A 23,907-nucleotide genomic window follows, 5' to 3' on the forward strand; every position below is an offset into this window, starting at 1 on the left:
GCTACGCCGTCCCCTTCTGTGTCTCGCCGCTGTGCGGTACCGCCGCCACCGGCTCCGGCGTCGCCTGTGCGTGGGCGCCGAGTTTGGTTGCGGAGGCGAACAATTCGGATTCGGCGCGGGTGCGGACCGTCACGACCGCGCCGCGGTAGCGGGCCAGCGCGGGCAGGACGAGCAGCCCGTCGTCGAGGACCTCGATCAGGTGCAGGCGCTCGAGCAGGGCCACGACCTCGTTGGTGAGCCCGGGCACGTCGGCCTGCCACTGGGCGGCGAAGGTGGAGCCGTAGCGGTCGGTGAGCGCCTGCACGGTCTCGCGAACCCACTCGGTGGTGACGACCGGATGTTCCGGGATCTCGGTCGTCTCGCCGGGCTCATCCGAATCCTCCTCGGCCGCATCGGGTTCCGATTCGACCAGGAGCGGCGCGAAGACCGTCGACTCCGGAATGGCGGCGTCGAGCTGGTCGGCCAGCGCGGTACCGGGCGGGGGCAGCGGGCGGCGCGCGACGGGATTGTCGATGTCGAGCACCAGGTCCGCGATCTCCCCGACGAGCAGCAGGGCGACCTGCGCGAGGGTGCCGGTGCCCGGGAAGCGCACGTCGGAGAACCGGCCCGAGACGTCGATCAGCGCGACGCCCTCCGCGCGCCGCTCGGCACGCAGCCCGGTGAGCAACTCGACTTCGGATACCAGCTTCTCGGTGCCCAGCAGCGCGCGTTCGTCCTCGGGTAGTTCCTCGGTGTAGACCACCGGCAGCTCCACCAGGGCCCGGCGCACGCGGCGTGCGGCCGCGGCGCGCGCCTGCGGCACGGAACCCGTTGCGCCGCCCTCGGATTCGTCGGTGAGCAGCCCGCGCACGCTCTGCAGGTGCTGCAGCACGCGGGGCGGCCGGAAGATCGCGAACACCACCGACCGGTCGATGTCGTAGAGCGCCTCGCCCGCGTCCGGGTCGGCGGCCCAGCCACCGGCGTCGCCGTCGGCCAGCGCCACGGCCCCGCGCGCGGCCAGCCAGGCGACCGCGTCGACGAAAGCGTCACGGTCCGCGGCCCGGTCGGTGGCCAGCGCGAGCCCCTCGACCCGGGTGGCATAGGACGCGACCTGATCGGCCAGCTCCGACAGCGTGATCTGGTCCCCGGCGCGGCCCAGCGCGGCCAGCGCCAGGGCGAGATAGGCGTAGCGGCGCCGATCGAAGACGCGCTCGGCGGGCGTGCGCGCGGGGCGGTCCGCGTCGAGGCGGTCCTGCACCGGGAACAGCCGGGCGGTGGTCTCGGTGACCTCGAGCCGGTAGCCGAACAGCTCGGCGAGATCCTCGCGCAGCTCGGTGGCCCAGCGCCGGAGCAGCGGCAGCGCGATCCGGTCGGGGAAGGTGCGGGTCACCAGGTGGTTGGCGAGGATCACCCGGGCCGCGCGCTGGTAGTTGTCCAGTGCGAGCGCATCGATCGATCGGGCGTGCATCACGACCGCCGGGACGCGGTTGCGGTGCGGCCGTTCTCGCGCACCTCGAGCTTGCGGTTGTTCAGGTGCAGCAGGCCGCGCGAGGTGCGCACGACGGTGGAGCCGGTGTGCTCGCGGACGGTCAGGGTCACCCCGCTGTCGGATCCGGTGCTCGCGCCGACGCGTCCGCTCACCGGCACCCACGCGGTCGAGGCGGCGTCCAGCAGCCGCAGCAGCACCTCGGTCTCGCGCTGGTCGAGTTCGCGCTCGTGCACGTCGGCGGAGGCCAGCGCCCGCGCCGCGTCCGCCCGCGCCCGCTGCCTGTCCAGCTGCTCCTGGCGCAGCCGCCGGACGCCCGCGTCGTTGCGCTGGATGCGGGAGGGGGCGCCGGGCGACGGGGGACGCCCGGTCTCGGCGAGGGTGCGGGCGATCTCCAACGGCGGTGCGTCCCACCAGGATCGGTTCGGCGGGATCACGTCGGCGTCGGGATGCTCCATGGCCAGGTGCCGGGGCCTCCCGAGCCCGAACACCGCGTCGAACAGGGCGTGCGCGCTCTGCGCGGTGGGCGCGGCGGTGAACCACCCGGCCAGATGCCGCAGCGCGGATTCCCGGCTCACCCCGCCCTTGCGGGTCTCGGTCACCCGGCGCAGCAGCGAGAGCACGGCCGCGATCGCGCTCATCGTCGCCTCCCGCAACCGCTCGGCCTCGGTGGCCGGATTGCCCTCGCCCGCACCGATATCGGCCGCGGTCGCGACGAACCAGCCGCGCAGGCCGCGCCACCTCGCCCGCCAGTCGGCCTCCCGTTCCGGCAGGCTGAGCAGCACGCGCTCGTCGCAGGCGCCCGCGCGGGCGATCAGCTCGTCGACGCCGGTGTCCTCCACCTCGGCGATGGCGGCGGCGAGCCGCGGCGCGAACCGGGCCAGATCCATGCTGAACTCGCGCATGTGCGCCAGCAGCGCATCCTTGTGCGCGAGAAACGATTCCGGCGTCGCCTCGGTGGTGCGGACCAGATCTCCGAGGGTGAGATAGAAGTGCGCGGCCCGGTCGGCCAGCTCCGACAGTGCGGTGTCCAGGCGTTTGAGGATGCGGTGGACGCGTTCGGCGTCGCCGGTCCGGTTCGCCCGCGCCAGCGCCTCCAGATCGGCCAGCAGCTCGGGCAGTACCAGCCGCGAGAGCGCGGCCTCGTCCAGGCGCGCGCCGAGCACCTCCGCCACCGCGCGATAGGCCTGGTAACCGGCCCGCGAGAACTGATAGACGAAGTGTCGGTTGCGGTATTCGGCGAGGGTGGCCGCCCGGCTGCCGTCGTAGCTGCGCTCCAGCACGCCCCACTGGTGCAGCTGTTCGAGCAGCGGGCCGACCTCGACGGCGGTCAGCCGGGGCGCCTCCGGGAATCGGCCGAGCGTCTCGGTGACATCGCTGGCGTGCAGCAACACCACGTACGCGGCGCGCGCGTGGTCGAAAGCCCGCAGCACCCAGAGGTATTCGCCGCGCTTCTCCGCGGTCGCGAAGGAGAACAGCCGCAGCCGGTCGCCGATGGCCGAGCCCTCGATCGGAACCGGTTCGGCCGAACCGTCGAGCCCCAAGGGCGCGAACACGACGGGCCCGCGCTCGAGGGCGGAGCCGTCGAACAACGCCGCCGCGGAGGCGGCGAAGTCGTCGGGCAGCAATCCTTCAGCGGACTCGGTCACCGGGATGAGAGTAGTACCGACATCCGACAGCGCGACGCCGCGCCCGGCCTCGGCGAGTCCACCCGCGGTGGTCGCACGACCATCCCGGCCTCAGCCCGCCGCGAGCGAGCGCAGCTGGTCCAGGTACATGCGGGTGCGGGGCTCGCCGGGGAACTGCTCGATCATCTCCCGGGCCGTCTCTCCGGCGATCCACAGCAGCGACGGCAGCGAGCGCCGCGACCCGGCGAAGGCCCGCGTTCCCTCCTCGACCGCCAGCTCCAGCTCGCGCGCCCGCACCGCGACCACCGCCAGCGTCAACTGCGCCTCCGACACCCGCATCGGCTTGCGCACGCTGCCGTCGAGCGCGGTGGCGCCCTCGATCACCTGGCGGGCATAGCGTTCCGCGAGCCGGTCGTCGCCCGCGACCCGGCAGCAATCCATGGCATAGAAGTCGAACTTCTGCGGATCGACGACGAAGTGGTTGTCCAGATCGGCGGGATAGTCGAGTCGCTCGAGGATCGCCCGGCCCTGCCGCAGTGCCGCGTCCATCTCCGCGCGATCGCCGAGGCGGGCGTAGGCCTTCGCCCGCTGGGCGCTGAGCTGCACGCCCACGCCGAGATGCTGAGAGGTTGCCAGGGCGGCGTCGACGGCCTCGATCGCGCCCCGATAGTTGCCTTGAGTAAGGGCGAACCAAGCGGCCATTTCGGCTCCCCAGCCGATGATTTCGCCGTGTTCGGCCTCCTGTCCGAGCGACAGCGCCGCCCGGCGGGTGGCCTCGGCGGCGGTCCGCCAGCCGAGGTCGTAGTCGACGCAACCGACCAGTAGCGCGACCCACCCTGCCAGGACCAGCACCTCGCGGTGCTGCGCCAGCGTCAACCGGCCGTCCAGTAGCGATGTGATCCGGCGCAGCCACGAGGTGCCCTCGGCATGCAGTTCGTGCGGGTCCGCGCAGGGATATTCGCTGCACAGCCGCTCGGCGGTGATGCGGATGGCGTCCAGGGTCGCGGAGGAGACGTCGGACATGCGCAGCCGCCCGATGAACTCCAGGGTGTCCATGCCCGTCGAGGACAGCAGTTCGTCGTCGCGGTTCGGGCGGGCCTTGGGGAAGAATGCCGCGGTCACGGTGTCGAACGCCGCGGCGATGATGGGGGAGTAGAAGTCGTCCGGCCGCGATTCGCCGGATTCCCAGCGGCGCCAGTTACGCAGCAGAGTACTGTCCGTCGGCAAGTTGTGCGACGACTTGGCGCGCATGGCCCGGACGGCATCGGCCTGTGACCACCCCCTGGCGTCGCGTTCGGAGCGCATCCTGACTGCCCAGACGGGTCGATCGTCACCAACGGCCACGTCTGTAGTATCCCACCAGTTAACGCAAGATGGCCCGGATAGGGCATCCGGATGTCACCGCATTGACATCTGCAATTGCATTTGCGAAGCGTGCATGCTCGAAGTGGGCGGTTTGCCAGCCCGGTGCGGTACAGGCGATACCGAGCACCAGCAGTACCGAACAACGCAGTACCGACAAGAGAACAGCGAGTCCCTGTCCACATCCAAACGGAGGTTCGGGTGGAAGCGTTGATCTATGGATACGTGCGTGACGATCTGGCCGATGGCCACAGCGATGAGCTCGAGGATGCGATGTGTGTTCTCGCCGCCAACGAAGGGCTCTGCTTCGCTGCCACGTTCCATGAATCGACCCAGGGTGACGGCACCGCATTCGCGGAGCTGACGGCCGAACTCAAGCGCGCCGATGCCCACCACGTGGTGGTGCCGTCACTCGAACACTTTGCGGGCCAGACGATCCCGCGCGAGATCCTGATCGCCAAGCTGGCGCAGGACGCGTCGGCGCGGGTCTGGACCATGGAGTCCGACGGCGTGGTGGAGTTGGTGCCCGGCCGGAGCGAACCGGCACTGTAGCCGGGGCCAGCACGGTCCGGCACGCCCCCGCCGTCAGAGGCTGAACCCGCCGGGGCCGCGGCGGCGCAGATACTTCTCGAACTCGGCGGCGATGGCATCGCCGTCGATCTTGGCCATGGCCTCGTTGAGGTCGATGGCGGCGTCGCCGTGCTCCTCCAGCGAGCGCACGTACTCGGTGACCTCCTCGTCGCCGGCTGTCATCTCGTCGACCGCGGCCTCCCAGTCCTCGGCCTGGGCGGGCAGCTCGCCGAGTGGGACCTCGAGGTCGAGCGCCTCCTCCACCCGGTGCAGCAGGGCGATGGTGGCCTTCGGATTGGGCGGCTGCGAGACGTAGTGCGGCACCGCCGCCCAGAACGAGACGGCGGGGACGCCCGCGCGCACGCACGCGTCCTGCAGCACGCCGGTGATGCCGGTCGGGCCCTCGTAGCGGGTCTGTTCCAGGTTGAACCGCTCGGCGGCGTCCTTGCTGTAGGCGGTGCCGGTGACCGGGACGGGCCGGGTGTGCGGGGTGTCGGCGAGCAGGGCGCCGAGGATCACGACGGTCGAGACGTGCAGCTGCTCTATCAGCTCCAGGATGTCCTGGCAGAAGCTGCGCCAGCGCATATTCGGCTCGATGCCGTGCAGCAGCACGATATCGCGGGTGCTGCCGGACGGCGAGCACACCGACAGCGTGGTCGACGGCCACTGGATCTCGCGGGTCACCCCGTCGACCTGCCGGACGGTCGGCCGGTTCACCTGGTAGTCGTAGTAGTCCTCGGAATCCAGCTCGGCGAGCGGTTCGGCGTCCCAGATCAGTTCCAGATGCTCGACGGCGCCGCTGGCGGCGTCGGCGGCGTCGTTCCAGCCCTCGAAGGCGGCGACGAGCACCGGATCGCGCAGCGTCGGCAGTTCCGGATCGGGTGATGCGCTGGGGTTCACCCGGTCAGCCTACGGTGTCGGGGGCATGCGGTTCATGGCATATGAACCAACGCGCGTGTCGTACCGCGCCGGCTGGGCGCCGATCGTACTGCCGGTCGAAATGGATTCCCTTCGGGAGATTGCGAGTGTGTCTGGGATCACCGGACCCGGCGCCGTCCCCGCGGTCCTCCGGAAAGAACTGTCCGGGTCGGCAATTACTCTTGAGTACATGTCTGTCTCCTCCCGCGCCGAGTTCGATACCTCCCTGCTCGACACGCTTGCCCGACGCGTGGTCGTCGGTGACGGGGCGATGGGCACGATGTTGCAGGCCGCGGATCTGACGCTGGACGATTTCCGGGGCCTGGAGGGGTGTAACGAGATCCTCAACGAGACCCGGCCCGAGGTGCTGCGCACCATTCACCGCGCCTACTTCGAGGCGGGGGCCGACGCGGTCGAGACCAACACCTTCGGGTGCAATCTGCCCAACCTGGCCGACTACGACATCGCCGACCGGATCCGCGACCTGTCCGAGCGCGGCACCCGGCTGGCGCGCGAGGTCGCCGACGAGATGGGCCCCTCGGCCGACGGTTCGGCGCGCTTCGTCCTCGGCTCGATGGGTCCGGGGACCAAGCTGCCGACGCTGGGGCACGCGCCGTACGCGTCGCTGCGCGACGCCTACACGGAGGCGGCGCTGGGCATGCTCGACGGCGGCGCCGACGCCATCCTGGTAGAAACCTCGCAGGACCTGCTGCAGGTCAAGGCCGCGATCACGGGCAGCCGCCGGGCGATGACGCAGTCCGGGCGCCGGATTCCGATCATCTCGCACGTGACCGTGGAGACCACCGGCACGATGCTGGTCGGCAGCGAGATCGGCGCGGCCCTGACGGCGATCGAGCCGCTCGGCGTGGACATGATCGGTCTCAATTGCGCCACCGGCCCCGACGAGATGAGCGAGCATCTGCGGTATCTGGCCAAGCACGCGCAGTTGCCGGTGTCGGTGATGCCGAACGCCGGGCTGCCGGTGCTCGGCGCCAACGGGGCCGAATATCCGCTGACGCCCGAGGAATTGGCGATCGCGCTGCGCGGCTTCGTGACCGAATTCGGTTTGGCGCTGGTCGGCGGCTGCTGCGGGACGACGCCCGAGCACATCCGGCAGGTGGCCGAGGCGGTCCGGGAGGTGTCGCCCGCGCGGCGGGAGCCGGTGCACGAGCCGAGCGTGTCGTCGATGTACACGGCGGTGCCGTTCGAGCAGGACGCCTCGGTGCTGATGATCGGCGAGCGCACGAATGCCAACGGCTCCAAGGCGTTCCGCGAGGCGATGCTGGCGGGGGATTGGCAGAAGTGCCTGGACATCGCGAAGGACCAGATCCGCGACGGCGCCCACATGCTGGACCTGTGCGTGGACTACGTGGGCCGCGACGGCACGGCCGACATGTCCGAGCTGGCATCGCGGCTGGCGACGGCGTCGACGCTGCCGATCATGCTGGACTCCACCGAAACCCCGGTGCTGCGAGCGGGTTTGGAGCATCTGGGCGGGCGCTGCGCGATCAACTCGGTGAACTACGAGGACGGCGACGGCCCGGAATCGCGGTTCCAGCAGACGATGCGGCTGGTCGCCGAGCACGGCGCGGCGGTCGTCGCGCTGACGATCGACGAAGAGGGGCAGGCGCGTTCGGCCGAGGGCAAGGTGGCGATCGCCGAACGCCTGATCGCCGACATCACCGGCAACTGGGGCCTGGCAGAGTCCGACATCATCATCGACTGCCTCACCTTCACCCTCGGCACGGGACAGGAGGAGTCGCGGCGCGACGGCATCGAAACCATCGACGCCATCCGGGAATTGAAGCGCCGCCACCCGGATGTGCAGACGACGCTGGGCCTTTCGAATATCTCCTTCGGCCTGAACGCGGCCGCGCGGCAGGTGCTGAACTCGGTGTTCATGCACGAATGCGTCGAGGCCGGACTGGATTCGGCGATCGTGCACGCGTCGAAGATCCTGCCGATGAACCGGATCCCGGAGGAGCAGCGCGAAACGGCTCTGGACCTGGTCTACGACCGCCGCACCGACGACTACGACCCGCTGCAGAAGCTGATGTCGCTGTTCGAAGGGGTGTCCGCGTCCTCGTCGAAGGCGTCGCGCGCGGAGGAGCTGGCCGCACTGCCGCTGTTCGAGCGCCTGGAGCGCCGCATCGTGGACGGCGAGAAGGCCGGAATGGACGCCGATCTCGACGAGGCGATGACCGCGGTGCCGCCGCTGCAGATCATCAACGAGACGCTGCTGGCGGGGATGAAGACCGTCGGCGAGCTGTTCGGCTCGGGCCAGATGCAGCTGCCGTTCGTCCTGCAGTCGGCCGAGGTGATGAAGTCCGCGGTGGCGCACCTGGAGCCGCACATGGAGGCCACCGACGATTCGGGCAAGGGCCGGATCGTGCTGGCCACGGTGAAGGGCGATGTGCACGACATCGGCAAGAACCTGGTCGACATCATCCTGTCCAACAACGGCTACGAGGTGGTGAACCTCGGTATCAAGCAGCCGATCTCGACGATCCTGGACGCCGCGGTGGACAAGAAGGCCGATGTGATCGGTATGTCCGGGCTGCTGGTGAAGTCGACGGTGGTGATGAAGGAGAACCTAGAGGAGCTCAACACCCGCGGCATGTCCGAGCAGTTCCCGGTGCTACTCGGCGGCGCCGCGCTGACCAGGTCGTATGTCGAGAACGACCTCACCGAGGTGTACGAGGGCGATGTGCACTACGCCCGCGACGCGTTCGAGGGCCTGCGGCTGATGGACGACATCATGACCCGCAAGCGCGGCGGCGCCACCGACGACGACAGTCCGGAGGCGGCCGCCGAACGTGAGAAGGCCGCGGCGCGCAAGGCCCGGCACGAGCGGTCGAAGCGGATCGCCGCCGAGCGCCGCGCCGCCGAGACCCCGATCGACATACCCGCCCGTTCGGACGTGGCCGCCGATCTACCGGTCGCGGTGCCGCCGTTCTGGGGTACGCGGATCGTGAAGGGCCTTGCGGTGGGCGAGTATTCGAGCCTGCTCGACGAGCGCGCGCTGTTCCTGGGCCAGTGGGGTCTGCGCGGCCAGCGCGGCGGCGACGGGCCCAGCTACGAGGAGCTGGTCGAATCCGACGGTCGACCGCGGCTGCGCTACTGGCTCGACCGGCTGACCGCGGAGGGCGTGCTGCAGCACGCCGCGGTTGTCTACGGGTATTTCCCGGCGGTGTCGGAGGGTGACGACGTGATCGTGCTCACCGAGCCGGATCCCGCTGCGCCGGAACGCTATCGGTTCACCTTCCCGCGCCAGCAGCGCGACCGATTCCTGTGCGTCGCCGACTTCATCCGCTCCCGCGAACTCTCGGCGCGAACGGGGCAGGTCGACGTCCTGCCGTTCCAGCTGGTGACCATGGGCCAGCCGATCGCCGATTTCGCCAACGAGTTGTTCGCGGGCGACAATTACCGCGACTATCTCGAGGTGCACGGCATCGGCGTACAGCTCACCGAGGCGCTGGCCGAGTACTGGCACCGGCGCGTCCGCGAAGAGCTTGTGCTGGAAGGACATTCGGTCGCCGACGACGATCCCGCCGATGTGCGGGAATACTTCAAGCTCGGCTATCGCGGCGCCCGCTACTCGTTCGGCTACGGCGCGTGCCCGAACCTGGAGGATCGCGCAAAGCTGGTGTCGCTATTGGAATCCGAGCGCATCGGTGTGACATTGTCGGAGGAGTTGCAGCTGCATCCGGAGCAGTCGACGGATGCGTTCGTCCTGTTGCATCCGGAAGCAAAATACTTCAACGCCTAGAATATTCAAGGGTTTCCGGGCTTCACGCAGAGTGGCGGGACGGCCCGACATGAGCCGTCAGGCCCGGAGACGGCAGCGGAGCGTCACCACGCAGGGCCCCGCTCATGGCACGAGTGGACACTGCGTGAGCGCAAGAGGGGTACAACAACATGACGTCAGACCGGCTGATCGCGGGACGCTACCGGCTAGGTGATCCCATCGGGACGGGGGCGATGGGTGTGGTGTGGCGGGCCACCGACGTCCGGCTCCGACGCACGGTCGCGGTCAAGCAGTTGCTCCTGGCGCCGGGCCTGACGCGCGCGCAGGCGCTCGAGGCGAAGTTGCGGGCCATGCGGGAGGGCCGGATCGCGGCGCGGCTGCACCATCAGAACGCGGTCACCGTCTTCGACGTCGCCGAGGAGGACGGCCAGCCCTGGCTGGTCATGGAGTTCGTCGACGCGCAGAGCCTGGCCGCGCTGATGCGCGACAAGGGCCCGCTGGACCCGCGGGAGGTGGCGCGCATCGGGGCGAAGGTGGCCTCCGCGCTGACCGCCGCCCACGACGCGGGCATCGTGCACCGGGACGTGAAGCCCGCGAACATCCTGGTGGCCGACAACGGAACGGTGAAGATCACCGATTTCGGCATCTCCCGGGCCGTCGGCGACGTCACCGTGACCTCCACCGGATTCCTCGCGGGGACACCCGCCTACCTGTCGCCGGAGGTGGCGCGCGGCGAGAATCCGGAACCGGCCTCGGACGTCTTCGCGCTCGGATCGACGCTGTACGCGGCGGTCGAGGGCAAGCCGCCGTTCGGCGAGGGCGACAATCCCCTGGCAGTGCTGCATTCGGTGGCGCGGGCGCAGGTGCCCCACCCGCGGCACGCCGACGCGCTGGCCCCCGTGCTGATGGAACTGCTGGGTGCCGATGCCGGGAATCGGCCCACTATGCGGGAGGCGCAGGCGGCGCTGGCGGCGGTCGCGGAGGGCCGGGCCGCCCCGGCCCCGAAATCCGCGACCAAGGTGCTGCCGAAACCCGGTGCGCCACTGGACGCCGCGGCCACGACCGTGCTGTCGGGCGCCGCCGCGGGCAACGCCGAGGACCCGACCGTGCATGTGGCGGCGGGTGCGCCCCCGCCGCCGGGTGGCGGCACTATGCCCGCGGGATCGCCTGCGCCGCAACGGAAGCTGTTCGCGGTCCTGCGGAACCGGCGCGCGCTCGGCCTGGCGGCGGCGGGCGCGGTCGTGCTGCTGGTGGTCATCGGCCTGATCGCCGCGCTCGACAACGGCGGAGGCGGGAGCGGTACCGTCGCGAGCGAATCGTCGCAGCCGGGCGGCCCCGCGCCGTCGGCGGCCGCCGCGCCCCCGGCGGAGCAGGGCGAGCCCACCCGCGGCCCGGCCGCGGCCCCCTCGGCGGCTCCGGCGACTCCGAGCGCGCAACCGTCCAGCGGCCCGACTCCTACCCCTTCGGCGCCGCGGGGTACGACCACTGCGCCTCCCACCACGACGGTCCCGCCGCCCCCGGCGCCGGTCAGCGCCAGCGCGTTCGTCGGGAACTACTACGGGATGCTGCCCGGCAATGTCAGTGGCGCCTGGTCGTCGTTGTCACCGTCCTATCAGGCACAAACCGGCGGGTACGACTCGTACGTCAGGTTCTGGAGCCAGTTCAGTTCGGTGCGCGCGTCGAACATCGTGCAGAACGGTGACACGGCGGTCGCCACCATCACCTACCGCTACAAGAACGGGCAGCAGGAGACCGAACAGCGGTGGTTCCGGGTCGTCAACGACGGCGGCCGACTGTTGATCGTCGGCTCCGAGCGCGGCTGAGGCAGGTGGCGCCCGCCCGGCCGGGCCGGGTGTGCGGTGAGCAGCGAAGGAAGATTCGGAGAAGCGCGCGGTGCATCGGTCGGTGGTGGCGTGAGGAATTGCCCGCTCGCCGCCTGATTCGGGAGCGGTGCCCCATGGAGGTGTCGGTCCGAGGTATCGGATCGGACACGATCTCCCGCGTCGTGCTTCCGGCTGGGAGTAGCCGGGGCGGCATCGCGCGGTCGTGATCGCCTGCCGCGCCCGTCTCCGGCGCTGCAGGTGGCGCATTCGCAACCGTTGTGCGTGGGAATAGCCGTGGCGCACAGCGTTACTCGCTGGTTTGTGAGGTTTGACAGTGATCTTGGTGAATCCCGGGCGTGTTATTCCTCGGCGGTACAGAATGGGCTGCATGACTTCGACCGGGAAGCGGGCCGATGGATGCGAAGCCGATGACGGCGGCCCTGAAAGCGCGGGGAGACAGGGCTTTTCACAGGCCCTGCGGGCAATCGTCGATACCGGTCGGTATTCATTGGACGAGCCCGGCACCGCGGACTGGAACCGCGTGGTGGAGCAGGCACGGGGCGATCTCGCGGCCGACGGCTGCTGCGTACTGAGCGGTTTCATCCGCTCGGAGTTGCTGGATACCCTGCGCGCCGAGGGCGAGGCGCTGGCGCTGCACGCGTACTACACGGTCGAGAAAGTCAACGCGTACAACATCCCGCTCGATGCCGACCTGCCGCCCGACCACCCCGGCAATATCGTGCTGGAACGCGGAAACGCCTTCGTCGCACGGGATCTCATCCCGGCCGAGGCCCTGATCCAGGTGCTCTACACCAACCCTGTCTTCCAGCGTTTCATCGCCGACTGCTTCGGCCTCGCGGAACTGCACGAGTTCAGCGATCCGCTGGCGGGGCTGTGCCTGAATGTGGTGGCGCCGGGCATGTCTCATCCGTGGCACTTCGATACCAACGCGTTCACCGTCTCCATGCTCACGCGGGCGCCGGAGGCAGGCGGGGTCTTCGAGTACTGCCCGGGCATCCGGACCCCGGAGGACGAGAATCTCTCCGCTGTCCGCGCGGTGCTGACCGGCGCGGGTGCGCACCTGATCCGCCGGTTGGAGCTGCGGCCCGGCGACCTCCAGCTGTTCCAGGGGCGGTACTCGCTGCACCGGGTGGCGCCGGTGGACGGCGCCACCCAGCGGCACACCACGATCTTCGCCTACAGCGAGCAGCCCGGCGTCGTCGGCAATGTCGAACGCACCCGGCAGCTGTTCGGACGCGTACTCCCGGATCACATCGCCGCGGCCGGCGCCGTCCGCGGCGACCGACTGCTCGACTGAGAGGAAGCGCCCGTGCCGGTTTCGCTGCACAGTACCGGAAAAGCCTCGTTCGACGATATCTACGACCGACCCGATCCCTCGGCCTACTACACCCGGATGGCCGAACTGGACTACTGCATCCCGGAACTGGCGAAACCGCACTTCGAGCGGCTCATCGGGGACTATTGCGCCGCGACGGGCACCGTGCCCACGGTGCTGGACATCGGCTGTTCCTACGGGGTGGCCGCGGCCCTGATGCGATTCGATACCACCGTCGCCGACCTCGCCGAGCACTACCGGCCCGGTGACACCGCGGCGCGGATCGCCCGCGACCGGGCCCGGCTGGCAGCCGCCGGGCCGCAGCCGGAGGTCCGATTCCTCGGCATGGACGCCGCGGCCCCGGCGCTGGAGTACGCGGTCGCCGCCGGTCTGCTACACGACGCCGTGCACGCCGACCTGGAGGCGAACGACCCGACCGAACCGCAGCGCCGCCTGCTGGCCTCGGCGGATCTGGTCATCTCCACCGGCTGCGTCGGATACATCACCGAACGCACCCTGCTGCGCGTGGCGCGGGCGCACGACACTCGGCGGCCGTGGATGGCACACTTCGTGCTGCGAATGTTCGACTTCGAGCCGATCGCGAAGCAGTTGGCGGAACTCGGGTACCGGATCGAGCGCGTACCCGGCACCTTCCGGCAGCGCCGCTTCGCCTCGGAGGACGAACAGGCCCATGTGCTGAACACCCTGTCCGCCAACGGGATCGATCCGACCGGCCTGGAGGCCGACGGGTGGCTGCACGCCCAACTGCATCTCTGCGTACCCGACGACGACCGACCGACCAGAGACAAGGACCGCCCGTGACCGACCGCACCTTCGCCTTCGACGACCAGCTGCCGCGCGTGCCGCTGCCCACCCTGGAGGACAGCTGCGCGCGATTCCTGGAATGGAGCGCGCCGCTGCTGTCCGAGGACGAACGGACCGCGACCGAGCGGGCCCTGGCCGACCTGCGGCGCCCGGACGGTCCGGGCCGCGTTCTGCACGCCGACCTGGAGCGGTTCGACGCGGAGCCGGGGGTGGCGAGCTGGCTCGACGAGTTCTGGCCGTCGCGATACCTGGGGCGTCGGGATCGGATCGCGCTGAACGCGAACTTCTTCTTCCTGTTCCGCGACGACACGCCGTTGGCCCGCTCGACCTCAGAGCGGCAGGCCGAGCGGGCCGCCGCGATCGTCACCGCCGCGGTGAACTACAAGCTGCGGCTCGACGCCGAGGCCATCCCGCCCGTCACCCAGCGCGGGCAGCACCTGTCGATGGCGCAGAACAAGTTCCTGTTCTCCGAGACCAGGATTCCGGGCGATCCGCAGGACTCCGTGCGGGTGCCCTACAGCGCGGAGTGGCCGGGGCATTCGCGGGCCCGCCACATCGTGGTCCTGTTCCGCGGCAACCTGTTCCGGATGGAGGTCATCGGGCCGGACGGCGCGCCGCACAGTCAGGACGATCTCGTCGACGGTCTGTGCGCGACGCTGAAGGCCGGGACCCGACCGGCCCCCACCTACACCGCCGTGGGGCACCTGACCACCATGCCGCGTGCGGAGTGGGCCGAGGTTCGTTCGGGTCTGCGCGCCGAACCGGCCAACGCCGCGGCGCTCGACACCATCGAGACCGCGCTGTTCTGCCTCTGCCTGGAGGATTTCGCGCCCCGCGACACCCAGCACGCCTGCGATCAGCTGCTGCACGGCGACAGCGGCAACCGCTGGTTCGACAAGGCCGTGTCGTTCGTCGTGTTCGGCGACGGCAGCGCCGGAATCAATGTCGAGCACTGCGGCCTGGACGGCACCACCATCCTGTCGTTCGTCGACGCGCTGCTGGAGCGGCCCGTTCGCGAGCACGCCGAGCAGTCCGGGGCGCAGCCGCAGGGGCTGCCCGCCACGGAGCCGATCGAATTCGTGCTCGACGAGGGGCAGCAGGCGGCGGTATCGGCCGCGGCGGCGGCGTTCGCCCAGTTCGCCGCCGACAATGCCACGCGCACAGTGTCTTTCGAGGATTTCGGGACGAAGCAGGCCAAGGCGCTGGGTATCTCGCCCGACGCCTTCGCCCAGATGAGCTATCAGCTCGCCCATCGGCGCAGCAAGGGGCTCATCGGCGCCACCTACGAGTCGATCGCGACCCGGCAGTTCCGAGGCGGCCGCACCGAGGCGATGCGGGTGGTCACCCCGCAGATCCTGGATTTCGTTGCGGCCATGGACGATCCTCGGGCCGATGCCGACACCAAGCGGGCGAAGCTGCGCGCGGCCGCCGAGGCGCACGTGCAGCGCGCCAAGGAGTGTCAGCGCGGCGAGGCGCCGGAACAGCATCTGTGGGAGCTGCAACTGATCCAGCGGCGGCGCGGTGCGCAACTCGGCGCCACCGAACCGATGCCGTTCTACGACAGCCCCGGCTGGACCATCGCCCGCGACGACTACCTCAGCACCAGCTCCGCCCCGTCGGCCAATATCGAGTACTTCGGCTTCGGCTGCACCAGCCCCAAGTGCATCGGCGTGGCCTACGTTCTCCTCCCCGACCGCTGGAACCTCTACCTCGCCACCCCCAAATCCGTCGCGTCCCAAATGCACGCCTTCGCCGAGCAACTGAGCGTGGCCGTTCAGGAACTGCAGGACCTGCTCGGCAGCGCCGAGTAGAACCGTCGGCACGCCCGGCGGTCGAACCGCCGGGCACAACGCCTCAGTGCCGTTTTCGTCAAGCTGTCGAACCGGGCATCGTCCATCGCTGCCACCAGTCCTCTCGCTGGAACGGTCGCTATGACCGGTTTTGCCTGTCGAGGAGTTCCTGCAGCATGGCGGTGGTTGCCGTGTGCCGAGTGTCGACAGTGTGTGACAGCGCCCGCAGCGACCGTGACCACACCGCTCAGTTCATCGAGATCAGAGCGACTCAGGCCGTACATACCGATATGTTCGGCGAGCTTCACCCCCTTCGGCGTGCCTCAGCGGAGACGGCCTTGTGACCAGCACAAACCAGATGTGGTTGGCGACCGCGGTTGCTAGCGTGCACGCTTGTGAACGACATACGCACACCCGAATTCACATGGCGGCGGGTCACTTCGGCCGATTTTCCGTTGCTCGCCACGTGGCTCGCCCAGCCGCATGTGCGGCGGTGGTGGAACCACGAGTTCACGCCGGAGGCGGTCGAGCGGGACTTCGGGCCGACCGCGCGCGGGGAAGAGGCGGCCGAGGATCTGCTGGTCTTCGGCGACGGGGAACCGGTCGGTCTGGTGCAGCGGATGCGCTGGGCCGACTGGCCGGAGTATATGGAGGAACTGTCGACACTGGTCCCCGTCCCCGCCGAGGCGGCCTCGCTGGACTACCTGGTCGGCGATCCCGAGCGCGTCGGCCGCGGGCTCGGCTCGGCGATGCTGCGCGCGATCATCGCGGCAACCTGGGCCGATTACCCACGTGCCGAGTGCATCATCGTTCCGGTGACCGTCGCGAACCGCGGCTCGTGGCGGGCCCTGGAGAAGGCCGGGATGCATCGGATCGCCGCGGGCCGCCTGGTCCCGGACAATCCGGTCGACGACGGCCAGCACTTCGTCTACCGCATAGACCGCCCGGCCGCGCTCGGCTGACAGCCGCGCCCGTGGCCCCGAATACTCGATTGCGGAACGTACGCGGGTATCTGAAAGAATGCCCTCTCGTGAAGACTTTCGAAGCCCTGTTCGCCGAGCTGCAGGATCGTGCGGTCAACCGCCCCGAGGGGTCCGGGACCGTGGCGGCATTGGACGCCGGTGTGCATGCGCAGGGCAAGAAGGTGCTGGAGGAGGCCGGTGAGGTCTGGCTGGCCGCCGAACACGAGAGTGACGAGGCGCTGTCGGAGGAGATCTCCCAGCTGCTGTACTGGGTTCAGGTACTGATGGTGGGCCGCGGCCTGCGGCTCGAGGACGTGTACCGACATCTGTGACGGATAGCCCGCCGGATGCCCGGCGGCATGCGCAGCCTCCGTCACGAGTCCCGAAAGGACACCCTCATGCTCCGCGTCGCAGTTCCCAACAAGGGCGCCCTGTCCACCTCGGCCGTCGAGATCCTCGGCGAGGCCGGTTACCGCAAGCGCACCGATTCGCGCGAGTTGTCGGTACTCGACAACGCCAACCAGGTCGAGTTCTTCTTCCTGCGCCCGAAGGACATTGCCATATACGTGGGTTCGGGCGAGCTGGATCTGGGTATCACCGGACGAGACCTGGCGCTGGATTCGGGTGCGCCGGTGCAGGAGCGGCTGAGCCTCGGGTTCGGCCGCTCCACCTTCCGCTACGCCGCGCCCGCCGGTCGCGAATGGAAGGTCCAGGACCTCTACGACAAGCGCATCGCCACTTCCTACCCGAATCTCGTGCTGCGGGATCTGCAGCGGCACGGGGTCGAGGCCGAGGTGATCCGCCTGGACGGCGCCGTCGAGATCTCCATCCAGCTGGGCGTGGCCGACGCGATCGCCGATGTCGTCGGGTCGGGGCGCACGCTGCGCCAGCACAATCTGGTGGCGTTCGGCGGATCGCTGTGCGATTCGGAGGCGGTGCTGCTCGAGGCCGCCGGGTCCGACCGCGACGACCGGGCCCGTAATCAGTTGGTCGCCCGCGTGCAGGGCGTGGTCTTCGCGCAGCAGTACCTGATGCTCGACTACGACTGCCCGAAGGAACTGCTCGACGCCGCGGCGAAGATCACCCCGGGCCTGGAGTCGCCCACCGTCTCGCCGCTGGCCGACCCGGGCTGGGTCGCGGTGCGCGCGCTTGTGCCGCGCAAGCAGGGCAACGACCTCATGGACCAGCTCGCGGAGCTGGGCGCCAAGGCGATCCTGGCCACCGACATCCGCTCCTGCCGGGCCTTCTGAAGGGTGACCGCTGCCGGGTCCGGTCCAGTCTGCATCGCCTGACGCAGCGCCTCCTCCCAGCGCACGCCTCCGAGCATAACCCGGTTATGTTTCGGCGGCAACGGGCCAGCCGGGGTACGGGGGCGGGGTGCCGCCGAAGGCGGGGCACAGCGGCTTGTAGTCGCAGTATTCGCACAACCAGCCGCGGTTCGGGAGGAACTCGCCGGTGCGTCCGGCCTCGGTGATCGCCGCCCACAGCGCCGACAGCACGCGCTCGAAACGCAGCAGTTCGGCCTCGTCGGGGGAGTAGGTGAGGATCTGGCCGTCGGCGAGGTAGAGCAGCCGCAGCTGGGCGGGGATCACGCCGCGGGTGCGCAGCATGATCAGCGCGTAGAACTTCAGCTGGAACAGGGCGCGGGTTTCCCCGGCGAGGGAGGGGGCGCGACCGGTCTTGTAGTCGACCACGCGCAACTGCCCGGTGGGGGCGATATCGATGCGGTCGACGTAGCCGCGCAGCGGGGAGCCGTCGGCCAGGTGCACCTCGATCAGCGACTCACAGGATTCCGGGTCGAACGCGGTCGGGTCCTCCAGGCCGTAGTATGCCCGCACGAGCTGCTGGACCTCCCCCAGAAAGTCGGCGGGATCCTCGTCGGCGACCAGCGCCCCCACTTCCGGGCGTTCGGCCAGCAAACGCTCCCAGGCGGGTGTCACGAGCTCCGCGGCGCGCTCCGGAATACGTTCACCGCTCGGTAACCCGTACAGCGATTCCAGTACCGCGTGCACCACCGTTCCCCGCACCGCATGGCGCGTCGGCGATTCCGGAATGCGATCGATCGCGCGCAATCGGTATTTCAAGCCGCATTGTTTGAAATCCATTGCCCGTGACGGAGACAGCGCCGGACTCTGTCTGACCGCCTCGTCGTCGGAGGCCGGGGTAGTCGTCGGTGGCGCTGCCATACCTGGCAGGCTATCCGGGGGTACCGACACATCGGACACCGCCGACGAACACACCAGAAACGGAGATCCATGACGGCCAGACGGACCGGACCGTTCACCGACGGGGACCGGGTGCAGCTGACCGACGCCAAGGGCCGCCAGCACACGGTCGTCCTGGAGCCGGGCAAGGAATTCCACACCCACAAGGGCCCGATCCGCCACGACGACCTGATCGGCGCCGACGAGGGCTGCGTGGTGCAATCCGCGAACGGCACACCGTATCTGGCGCTGCGCCCGCTGCTGGTCGACTACGTGCTGTCGATGCCGCGCGGCGCCGCGGTGATCTATCCGAAGGACGCCGCCCAGATCGTGCACGAGGGCGACGTGTTTCCCGGCGCGCGGGTGCTGGAGGCGGGCGCGGGCTCGGGCGCGCTGACCTGCTCGCTGCTGCGCGCGGTCGGGCCCGAGGGGCAGGTCGTCTCCTACGAGATCCGCGACGATCACGCCGAGCACGCCGTCCGCAATGTCGAGAGATTCTTCGGCGAACGGCCCGCTAACTGGGATCTGACCATCGGTGACGTGGCCGAGTACGACGGCGTGCAGGTCGATCGCGCGGTGCTGGACATGCTCAAACCGTGGGATGCGCTGCCCGCGGTGTCGCGGGCCCTCATCCCCGGCGGTGTGCTGATCGTCTACGTCGCGACGGTCACGCAGCTGTCGGAGGTCGTCGAGGCGTTACGGCAGCAACAGTGCTGGACCGAGCCGCGCGCGTGGGAGTCGCTGGTGCGCCCGTGGCACGTGGTGGGTCTGGCCGTGCGCCCGGAGCACCGCATGCAGGGCCATACGGCCTTCCTGGTGAGCGCCCGCCGCCTCGCCGACGGCGTGGCCCCGCTCAAGCCGCAGCGCCGCCCCTCGAAGGGCTGAGCGCCTCCCGTCCCCGCAAGCCGCGCGGGGGACAGGAGGAAGTCAGCGTAGGGGGCGCCGCGTGGGTGGGAATTGGTGTAGCCGGGCGGCGCGTGGGGAATTATGGCTGGCAGGGTGCCTTGCCCATGGCGAGGATCTGGCAGGCGGAGGCGTCGGAGAGTTGCCAGCCCGCGTCGTCGTGCTCCCAGGTCATGGGCATCGCCGGGGCCGCGCCGTGCGGGGAGGTGACGACAACTTGGGCGGTGGCTTTCTCGCCCTCGGTCTTGACGTCGGAGACGGTGAAGGTGATCTTGCCGTAGTTCGCCAGGCCCTGGGTCATGGTGTCGATGTTGGCGGCGCGCTTCTCCCCGTCCTCGACCAGTTTCTGCTTGTCGGCGGTGGATTTGGCCGGGTCGACGAAACCGTCGAGGGTGGCCTGCAGGGCTTCCGGGGCGGGTGCGGCGACTCCGCTGTGGTCGTGGGCCGCAGCGCTGGTGGCCGCGGCGGTGGTGGTGCTGCTCGCCGCCGCGTCGTCGGAGTTGTCGGAGCCGCATGCTGTCATTGCCGTAACGGCGAGCGCGGCGAACGCGGTAGCGGTGACAAGACGAATCCGGGAAACACGAACAGAGTGTGCGACGTTGCCACTACAACGGGTACGACCGGTGGGAAGGAGCATCGAGTAACACACCTTTCGGCTCGGTCCGGCGATATTAACTCGCCGGAAACGGGTTAGGGGAGGCTAACATGGTCATCCCGGCCGCTGACCGCAGCTGAGATGTGATCACGACGAAACCATGTCGGAAAGCGAGAACGGTTCGCGCCCGGTAGCGTTGATAGACCGGGACTGGGAGGAGCAGCATCATGAGCCCCAACGAGAATTCGGATTCGGCGGCCTGGAGGGAACTCGAGGTGGTACGCGCCGAGGCGGCTGCACTCCGAAGGCAACTCGCCGACACGCCGGATCGGTCAAGGGAATTGGAAGCGCGCATCGATTCGCTGACGATTCGCAACACCAAGCTGATGGACACCCTCAAGGAAGCCCGCCAGCAGCTCGTCGCCCTGCGCGAGGAGGTCGACCGACTGGGCCAGCCGCCGAGCGGTTACGGCGTCCTGATCGGTGTCTACGACGATCAGACTGTCGACGTGTTCACCTCGGGGCGCAAGATGCGGCTGACGTGTTCACCGAATATCGAGACGTCCACGCTGCACTACGGGCAGAGCGTCCGGTTGAACGAAGCGCTCACGGTCGTGGAGGCGGGCACCTTCGACCAGACCGGCGAGATCGGCTCCCTGCGGGAGATCCTCGATGACGGGCGCAGGGCGCTGGTGGTCGGCCATGCCGACGAGGAGCGGGTGGTGTGGCTGTCCGGCCCGCTGACCAAGCTGGTCGACATCGACGACCTCGACGATCCGGATCAGCCGATCCGCAAGCTGCGGCCCGGCGATTCGCTGTTGGTCGACACCAAGGCAGGCTTCGCCTTCGAGCGCATTCCCAAGGCCGAGGTGGAGGATCTGGTCCTCGAAGAGGTCCCCGACGTCGATTACGAAGACATCGGCGGCCTGACGCGTCAGATCGAGCAGATCCGCGACGCGGTGGAACTGCCGTTCCTGCACAAGGATCTGTTCCGCGAGTACGCGCTGCGGCCGCCCAAGGGCGTGCTGCTCTACGGCCCGCCCGGTTGCGGTAAGACGCTGATCGCCAAGGCGGTGGCGAACTCGCTGGCGAAGAAGATCGCCGAGGCGCGCGGGGAGGATGCCAAGGAGGCCAAGTCCTACTTCCTCAACATCAAGGGCCCGGAGCTGCTGAACAAGTTCGTCGGCGAGACCGAGCGCCACATCCGGGTCATCTTCCAGCGAGCGCGCGAGAAGGCCTCCGAGGGCACCCCGGTGATCGTGTTCTTCGACGAGATGGACTCGATCTTCCGCACCCGCGGTTCGGGTGTGTCCTCCGACGTGGAGACCACGGTCGTCCCGCAGCTGCTGTCGGAGATCGACGGCGTCGAGGGCCTGGAGAACGTCATCGTGATCGGCGCCTCCAACCGCGAGGACATGATCGACCCCGCCATCCTCCGGCCCGGCCGCCTCGACGTGAAGATCAAGATCGAGCGTCCGGATGCGGAAGCGGCGCAGGACATCTTCTCGAAGTACATCACCGAGGAGTTGCCGCTGCACGCCGACGACGTGGCCGAGTTCACCGGCGACAAGTCCAAGTGCATCAAGGCGATGATCGAGCGCGTCGTCGACCGGATGTACGCCGAGAGCGAGGACAACCGCTTCCTGGAGGTCACCTACGCCAACGGTGACAAGGAGGTCCTGTACTTCAAGGACTTCAACTCCGGCGCCATGATCCAGAACATCGTGGACCGCTCCAAGAAGTACGCCATCAAGGCGGTGCTCGAGACCGGCAACCCGGGCCTGCGCATCCAGCATCTCTACGATTCGATCGTGGACGAGTTCTCCGAGAACGAGGACCTGCCCAACACCACGAATCCCGATGACTGGGCCCGCATCTCGGGCAAGAAGGGCGAGCGGATCGTCTACATCCGCACCCTGGTCACCGGCAAGAACGCCAGCGCCAGCCGGGCCATCGACACGGAGTCGAATACCGGCCAGTATCTGTAATCCGGGAACCGCAAGGGCCGCAACCCCACCGGGTTGCGGCTTTTTGCGTAGCACCCGGGGAGTTGGGCGATTTCGACTCCGTGGCGATGGCGAAGTCGATCCGGGATTCGATCGACGGCGCGGCGGGGGCGCGCGATCCAGGAGCCGGATTTCGATATGCGGGCGTACTCGGCCCATCTGTGCCGACTGTACGACGTGGCCACGCGGAAGGAGAGCGGGTGAGCACCAGGGTGCTGGAAGACGATCTGCCGCAAGAAGATACGTGTGCGCCGCCACCGCGGTACGCGGTCGGCGCGGTCTCGGCGGTGGCCGCGATCGGGACGGTGGCCATGCTGGCGGCCATCGGCCGGTACGGATTCTTCGGCGACGAGATGTACTTCATCGCCGCGGGCCGCCGATTGGCGGTGAGCTACGCCGACCAGGGTCCGCTGCTGCCGCTGATCGCGCGGCTGATGGATCTGGCGGCGCCGGAATCGGTGGTGGCGCTGCGGATTCCGGCGGTAATGGTGACCGTCGCGGCCATCTTCGTCAGCGCGCAGATCGCCCGGGAGTTCGGCGGCGGCCGGGCGGCGCAGGTGCTGGCCGCCCTCGCGTACGCCACCTCGCCGTTCCTGCTGGTGCAGGGAACTCAGTTGGCCACCAACACGATCGACACCGCGCTGTGGGTGGCGATCAGCTGGCTGCTCATTCGCTGGGTGCGGACGCGCCGGGACGCGCTGCTGCTGTGGGCGACGCTGCTGACGGCCGTCGATATGCAGGTGAAGTGGCTGATCCCGTTCTTCTGGGTCGCGGTCGCCCTCGGTGTGCTGATCGCCGGGCCGCGCGAGCTGCTGCGCCGTCGTGCGCTGTGGGCCGGTGCCGCGCTGGTGGTCCTGACGATGATTCCGAGCCTGATCTGGCAGGCCGCCCACGGCTGGCCGCAGTTCGGCATGGGTGCGGTGGTCGCGGCGGAACAGGAGGGGATCGGCGGCCGGTGGACCTGGGTGCCGATCGCGCTGATCGCGGCGGGCCTGCTGGGCGGGATCCTGCTGCTGGGCGGGATATGGGCGCTGTTGCGCGCGCAGGCGCTGCGGCCGTACCGGTTCCTGGGACTGGTGCCGCTGGTCCTGACGGTGGCGTTCGTGATCACCGACGGGCGGCCGTACTACGCGGTCGGGTGCTACGCGGCCGTGATGGCCGCGGGTGCGGTGTGGTGCACGCGCGCGCCGGTGGCGCGCTGGCGGAGGGTGGCGGTCGTACCGCTGGTCGCGGTGTCGGCGGTGCTGGTGGCGACCTCGCTGCCGCTGCGGCCGGAACGCGATATCGAGCCGGTGCCCGACGACGCGAACTTCGCCGCGGCGCTGGGCGCGAACGGGAAGCTGGGCTGGCCGGAACTGGCGGATTCCACCGGCGCGGCCTATCGCTCCCTGCCCGACACGGAACGCGCGCACGCGGTCGTCTTCGCCGACTCGTATTGGCAGGCGGGTGCGTTGGCGGTCTACCGGGACGAGGCCGGATTGCCCGAGGTCTACAGTCCCAGCCGCGGTTTCGGCTACCTCGGGACGCCGCCCGATACGGCGACGACGGTGGTGTGGGTCGGCGGTGACGGCAGCGAGCCTCGCGCACGGTGCGCCACGGTGACCGAACTCGGCCGAGCCGACGCGCGACTCGGGGTGCCCGAGCTGACCCGCGATGTCCCCATTCGGCGATGCGACGGGCCACGGGAGCCGTGGTCGCGGGCATGGCCGGATATGTTGCGACTGGGCTGATACCCGGACCTGGCGCCGGTCCGGGCCCGGCGACAGAACCGG

General features: G+C 69.4%; 18 protein-coding genes. 12 read left to right on the plus strand and 6 right to left on the minus strand.

The genetic code is table 11. The annotated features are described in order from the left end of the window. Nucleotide 1 precedes the first annotated feature (1 nt). The 3 genes from ACYVLQ_RS08640 to ACYVLQ_RS08650 all read right to left on the minus strand — a co-directional run bounded on the left by ACYVLQ_RS08640 (nucleotide 2) and on the right by ACYVLQ_RS08650 (nucleotide 4,398). A complete protein-coding gene (locus ACYVLQ_RS08640; protein ID WP_460696862.1) occupies nucleotides 2–1,447 on the minus strand; it encodes a TIGR02678 family protein in 1,446 nt (481 codons plus the stop codon). Then, complete coding sequence (locus ACYVLQ_RS08645; RefSeq protein WP_460697011.1) at nucleotides 1,447–2,949, minus strand: TIGR02677 family protein; 1,503 nt, start codon at nucleotides 2,947–2,949, stop codon at nucleotides 1,447–1,449. The genes ACYVLQ_RS08640 and ACYVLQ_RS08645 overlap by 1 nt, the downstream gene beginning before the upstream one ends. 255 nt (nucleotides 2,950–3,204) lie before the next feature. Continuing rightward, entirely contained in the window at nucleotides 3,205–4,398 is a 1,194-nt protein-coding gene (locus ACYVLQ_RS08650) for an XRE family transcriptional regulator (RefSeq protein ID WP_460696863.1), read from the minus strand. A 258-nt stretch (nucleotides 4,399–4,656) separates the two neighbouring features. Between ACYVLQ_RS08650 and ACYVLQ_RS08655 the strand changes: the two genes are divergently transcribed. After that, nucleotides 4,657–5,007 carry a hypothetical protein gene (locus ACYVLQ_RS08655; RefSeq protein ID WP_460696864.1) on the plus strand — a complete coding sequence of 117 codons (351 nt, stop codon included), beginning with the start codon at nucleotides 4,657–4,659 and terminating at the stop codon, nucleotides 5,005–5,007. 33 nt (nucleotides 5,008–5,040) lie between these two features. Here ACYVLQ_RS08655 and ACYVLQ_RS08660 read toward each other — a convergent pair whose 3' ends face one another. After that, nucleotides 5,041–5,925, minus strand: a complete 885-nt coding sequence (locus ACYVLQ_RS08660; protein WP_460696865.1) for a PAC2 family protein — start codon at nucleotides 5,923–5,925, stop codon at nucleotides 5,041–5,043. A gap of 208 nt (nucleotides 5,926–6,133) precedes the next feature. Between ACYVLQ_RS08660 and metH the strand changes: the two genes are divergently transcribed. The 8 genes from metH (at nucleotide 6,134) to hisG (ending at nucleotide 17,677) form a co-directional block, all read left to right on the plus strand. Further along, nucleotides 6,134–9,712, plus strand: a complete 3,579-nt coding sequence (gene metH / locus ACYVLQ_RS08665) for a methionine synthase (protein WP_460696866.1) — start codon at nucleotides 6,134–6,136, stop codon at nucleotides 9,710–9,712. A 149-nt stretch (nucleotides 9,713–9,861) separates the two neighbouring features. After that, nucleotides 9,862–11,514 (plus strand): serine/threonine-protein kinase, encoded by a 1,653-nt coding sequence (locus ACYVLQ_RS08670; protein ID WP_460696867.1) that lies wholly within the window; start codon nucleotides 9,862–9,864, stop codon nucleotides 11,512–11,514. A gap of 388 nt (nucleotides 11,515–11,902) precedes the next feature. Continuing rightward, nucleotides 11,903–12,832, plus strand: coding sequence for a HalD/BesD family halogenase (locus tag ACYVLQ_RS08675; RefSeq protein ID WP_460696868.1), 930 nt, complete (start codon nucleotides 11,903–11,905; stop codon nucleotides 12,830–12,832). 12 nt (nucleotides 12,833–12,844) lie between these two features. Then, a complete protein-coding gene (locus ACYVLQ_RS08680; protein ID WP_460696869.1) occupies nucleotides 12,845–13,672 on the plus strand; it encodes a class I SAM-dependent methyltransferase in 828 nt (275 codons plus the stop codon). Beyond that, nucleotides 13,669–15,486 (plus strand): choline/carnitine O-acyltransferase, encoded by a 1,818-nt coding sequence (locus ACYVLQ_RS08685; protein ID WP_460696870.1) that lies wholly within the window; start codon nucleotides 13,669–13,671, stop codon nucleotides 15,484–15,486. Before ACYVLQ_RS08680 ends, ACYVLQ_RS08685 begins: the two co-directional genes overlap by 4 nt. 374 nt (nucleotides 15,487–15,860) lie before the next feature. Continuing rightward, nucleotides 15,861–16,427 carry a GNAT family N-acetyltransferase gene (locus tag ACYVLQ_RS08690; RefSeq protein ID WP_460696871.1) on the plus strand — a complete coding sequence of 189 codons (567 nt, stop codon included), beginning with the start codon at nucleotides 15,861–15,863 and terminating at the stop codon, nucleotides 16,425–16,427. A 50-nt stretch (nucleotides 16,428–16,477) separates the two neighbouring features. Beyond that, the gene (locus tag ACYVLQ_RS08695; protein ID WP_174556878.1) at nucleotides 16,478–16,759 is read left to right on the plus strand and encodes a phosphoribosyl-ATP diphosphatase; all 282 of its coding nucleotides are present in this window, start codon (nucleotides 16,478–16,480) and stop codon (nucleotides 16,757–16,759) included. Between the two features lie 66 nt (nucleotides 16,760–16,825). Further along, nucleotides 16,826–17,677 (plus strand): ATP phosphoribosyltransferase, encoded by an 852-nt coding sequence (gene hisG / locus ACYVLQ_RS08700; protein ID WP_460696872.1) that lies wholly within the window; start codon nucleotides 16,826–16,828, stop codon nucleotides 17,675–17,677. An 84-nt stretch (nucleotides 17,678–17,761) separates the two neighbouring features. Here hisG and ACYVLQ_RS08705 read toward each other — a convergent pair whose 3' ends face one another. Beyond that, the gene (locus ACYVLQ_RS08705; RefSeq protein WP_460696873.1) at nucleotides 17,762–18,613 is read right to left on the minus strand and encodes a RecB family exonuclease; all 852 of its coding nucleotides are present in this window, start codon (nucleotides 18,611–18,613) and stop codon (nucleotides 17,762–17,764) included. 69 nt (nucleotides 18,614–18,682) lie between these two features. On the opposite strand from ACYVLQ_RS08705, the gene ACYVLQ_RS08710 reads away from it, so the two are divergent. Beyond that, a complete protein-coding gene (locus ACYVLQ_RS08710) occupies nucleotides 18,683–19,516 on the plus strand; it encodes a tRNA (adenine-N1)-methyltransferase (RefSeq protein WP_460696874.1) in 834 nt (277 codons plus the stop codon). 100 nt (nucleotides 19,517–19,616) lie between these two features. On the opposite strand, the gene ACYVLQ_RS08715 is transcribed toward ACYVLQ_RS08710, so the two are convergent. Then, nucleotides 19,617–20,057 (minus strand): hypothetical protein, encoded by a 441-nt coding sequence (locus tag ACYVLQ_RS08715; protein ID WP_460696875.1) that lies wholly within the window; start codon nucleotides 20,055–20,057, stop codon nucleotides 19,617–19,619. A gap of 299 nt (nucleotides 20,058–20,356) precedes the next feature. Here ACYVLQ_RS08715 and arc point away from each other — a divergent pair, with 299 nt between their 5' ends. After that, a complete protein-coding gene (gene arc / locus ACYVLQ_RS08720) occupies nucleotides 20,357–22,117 on the plus strand; it encodes a proteasome ATPase (RefSeq protein WP_460696876.1) in 1,761 nt (586 codons plus the stop codon). Between the two features lie 218 nt (nucleotides 22,118–22,335). Continuing rightward, a complete protein-coding gene (locus ACYVLQ_RS08725) occupies nucleotides 22,336–23,865 on the plus strand; it encodes an ArnT family glycosyltransferase (protein ID WP_460696877.1) in 1,530 nt (509 codons plus the stop codon). Nucleotides 23,866–23,907 lie beyond the last annotated feature (42 nt).

The organism is Nocardia thraciensis, assembly GCF_054782435.1.

Excerpts from the sequence above, each read along its gene's own strand:
- ACYVLQ_RS08640 (WP_460696862.1), bottom strand. The coding sequence starts at position 1,447 with ATGCACGCCCGATCGATCGATGCGCTCGCACTGGACAACTACCAGCGC.
- ACYVLQ_RS08650 (WP_460696863.1), bottom strand. The coding sequence starts at position 4,398 with ATGCGCTCCGAACGCGACGCCAGGGGGTGGTCACAGGCCGATGCCGTC.
- metH (WP_460696866.1), top strand. The coding sequence starts at position 6,134 with ATGTCTGTCTCCTCCCGCGCCGAGTTCGATACCTCCCTGCTCGACACG.
- ACYVLQ_RS08670 (WP_460696867.1), top strand. The coding sequence starts at position 9,862 with ATGACGTCAGACCGGCTGATCGCGGGACGCTACCGGCTAGGTGATCCC.
- ACYVLQ_RS08675 (WP_460696868.1), top strand. The coding sequence starts at position 11,903 with ATGACTTCGACCGGGAAGCGGGCCGATGGATGCGAAGCCGATGACGGC.
- hisG (WP_460696872.1), top strand. The coding sequence starts at position 16,826 with ATGCTCCGCGTCGCAGTTCCCAACAAGGGCGCCCTGTCCACCTCGGCC.
- ACYVLQ_RS08705 (WP_460696873.1), bottom strand. The coding sequence starts at position 18,613 with ATGGCAGCGCCACCGACGACTACCCCGGCCTCCGACGACGAGGCGGTC.
- ACYVLQ_RS08710 (WP_460696874.1), top strand. The coding sequence starts at position 18,683 with ATGACGGCCAGACGGACCGGACCGTTCACCGACGGGGACCGGGTGCAG.
- ACYVLQ_RS08715 (WP_460696875.1), bottom strand. The coding sequence starts at position 20,057 with ATGACAGCATGCGGCTCCGACAACTCCGACGACGCGGCGGCGAGCAGC.
- arc (WP_460696876.1), top strand. The coding sequence starts at position 20,357 with ATGAGCCCCAACGAGAATTCGGATTCGGCGGCCTGGAGGGAACTCGAG.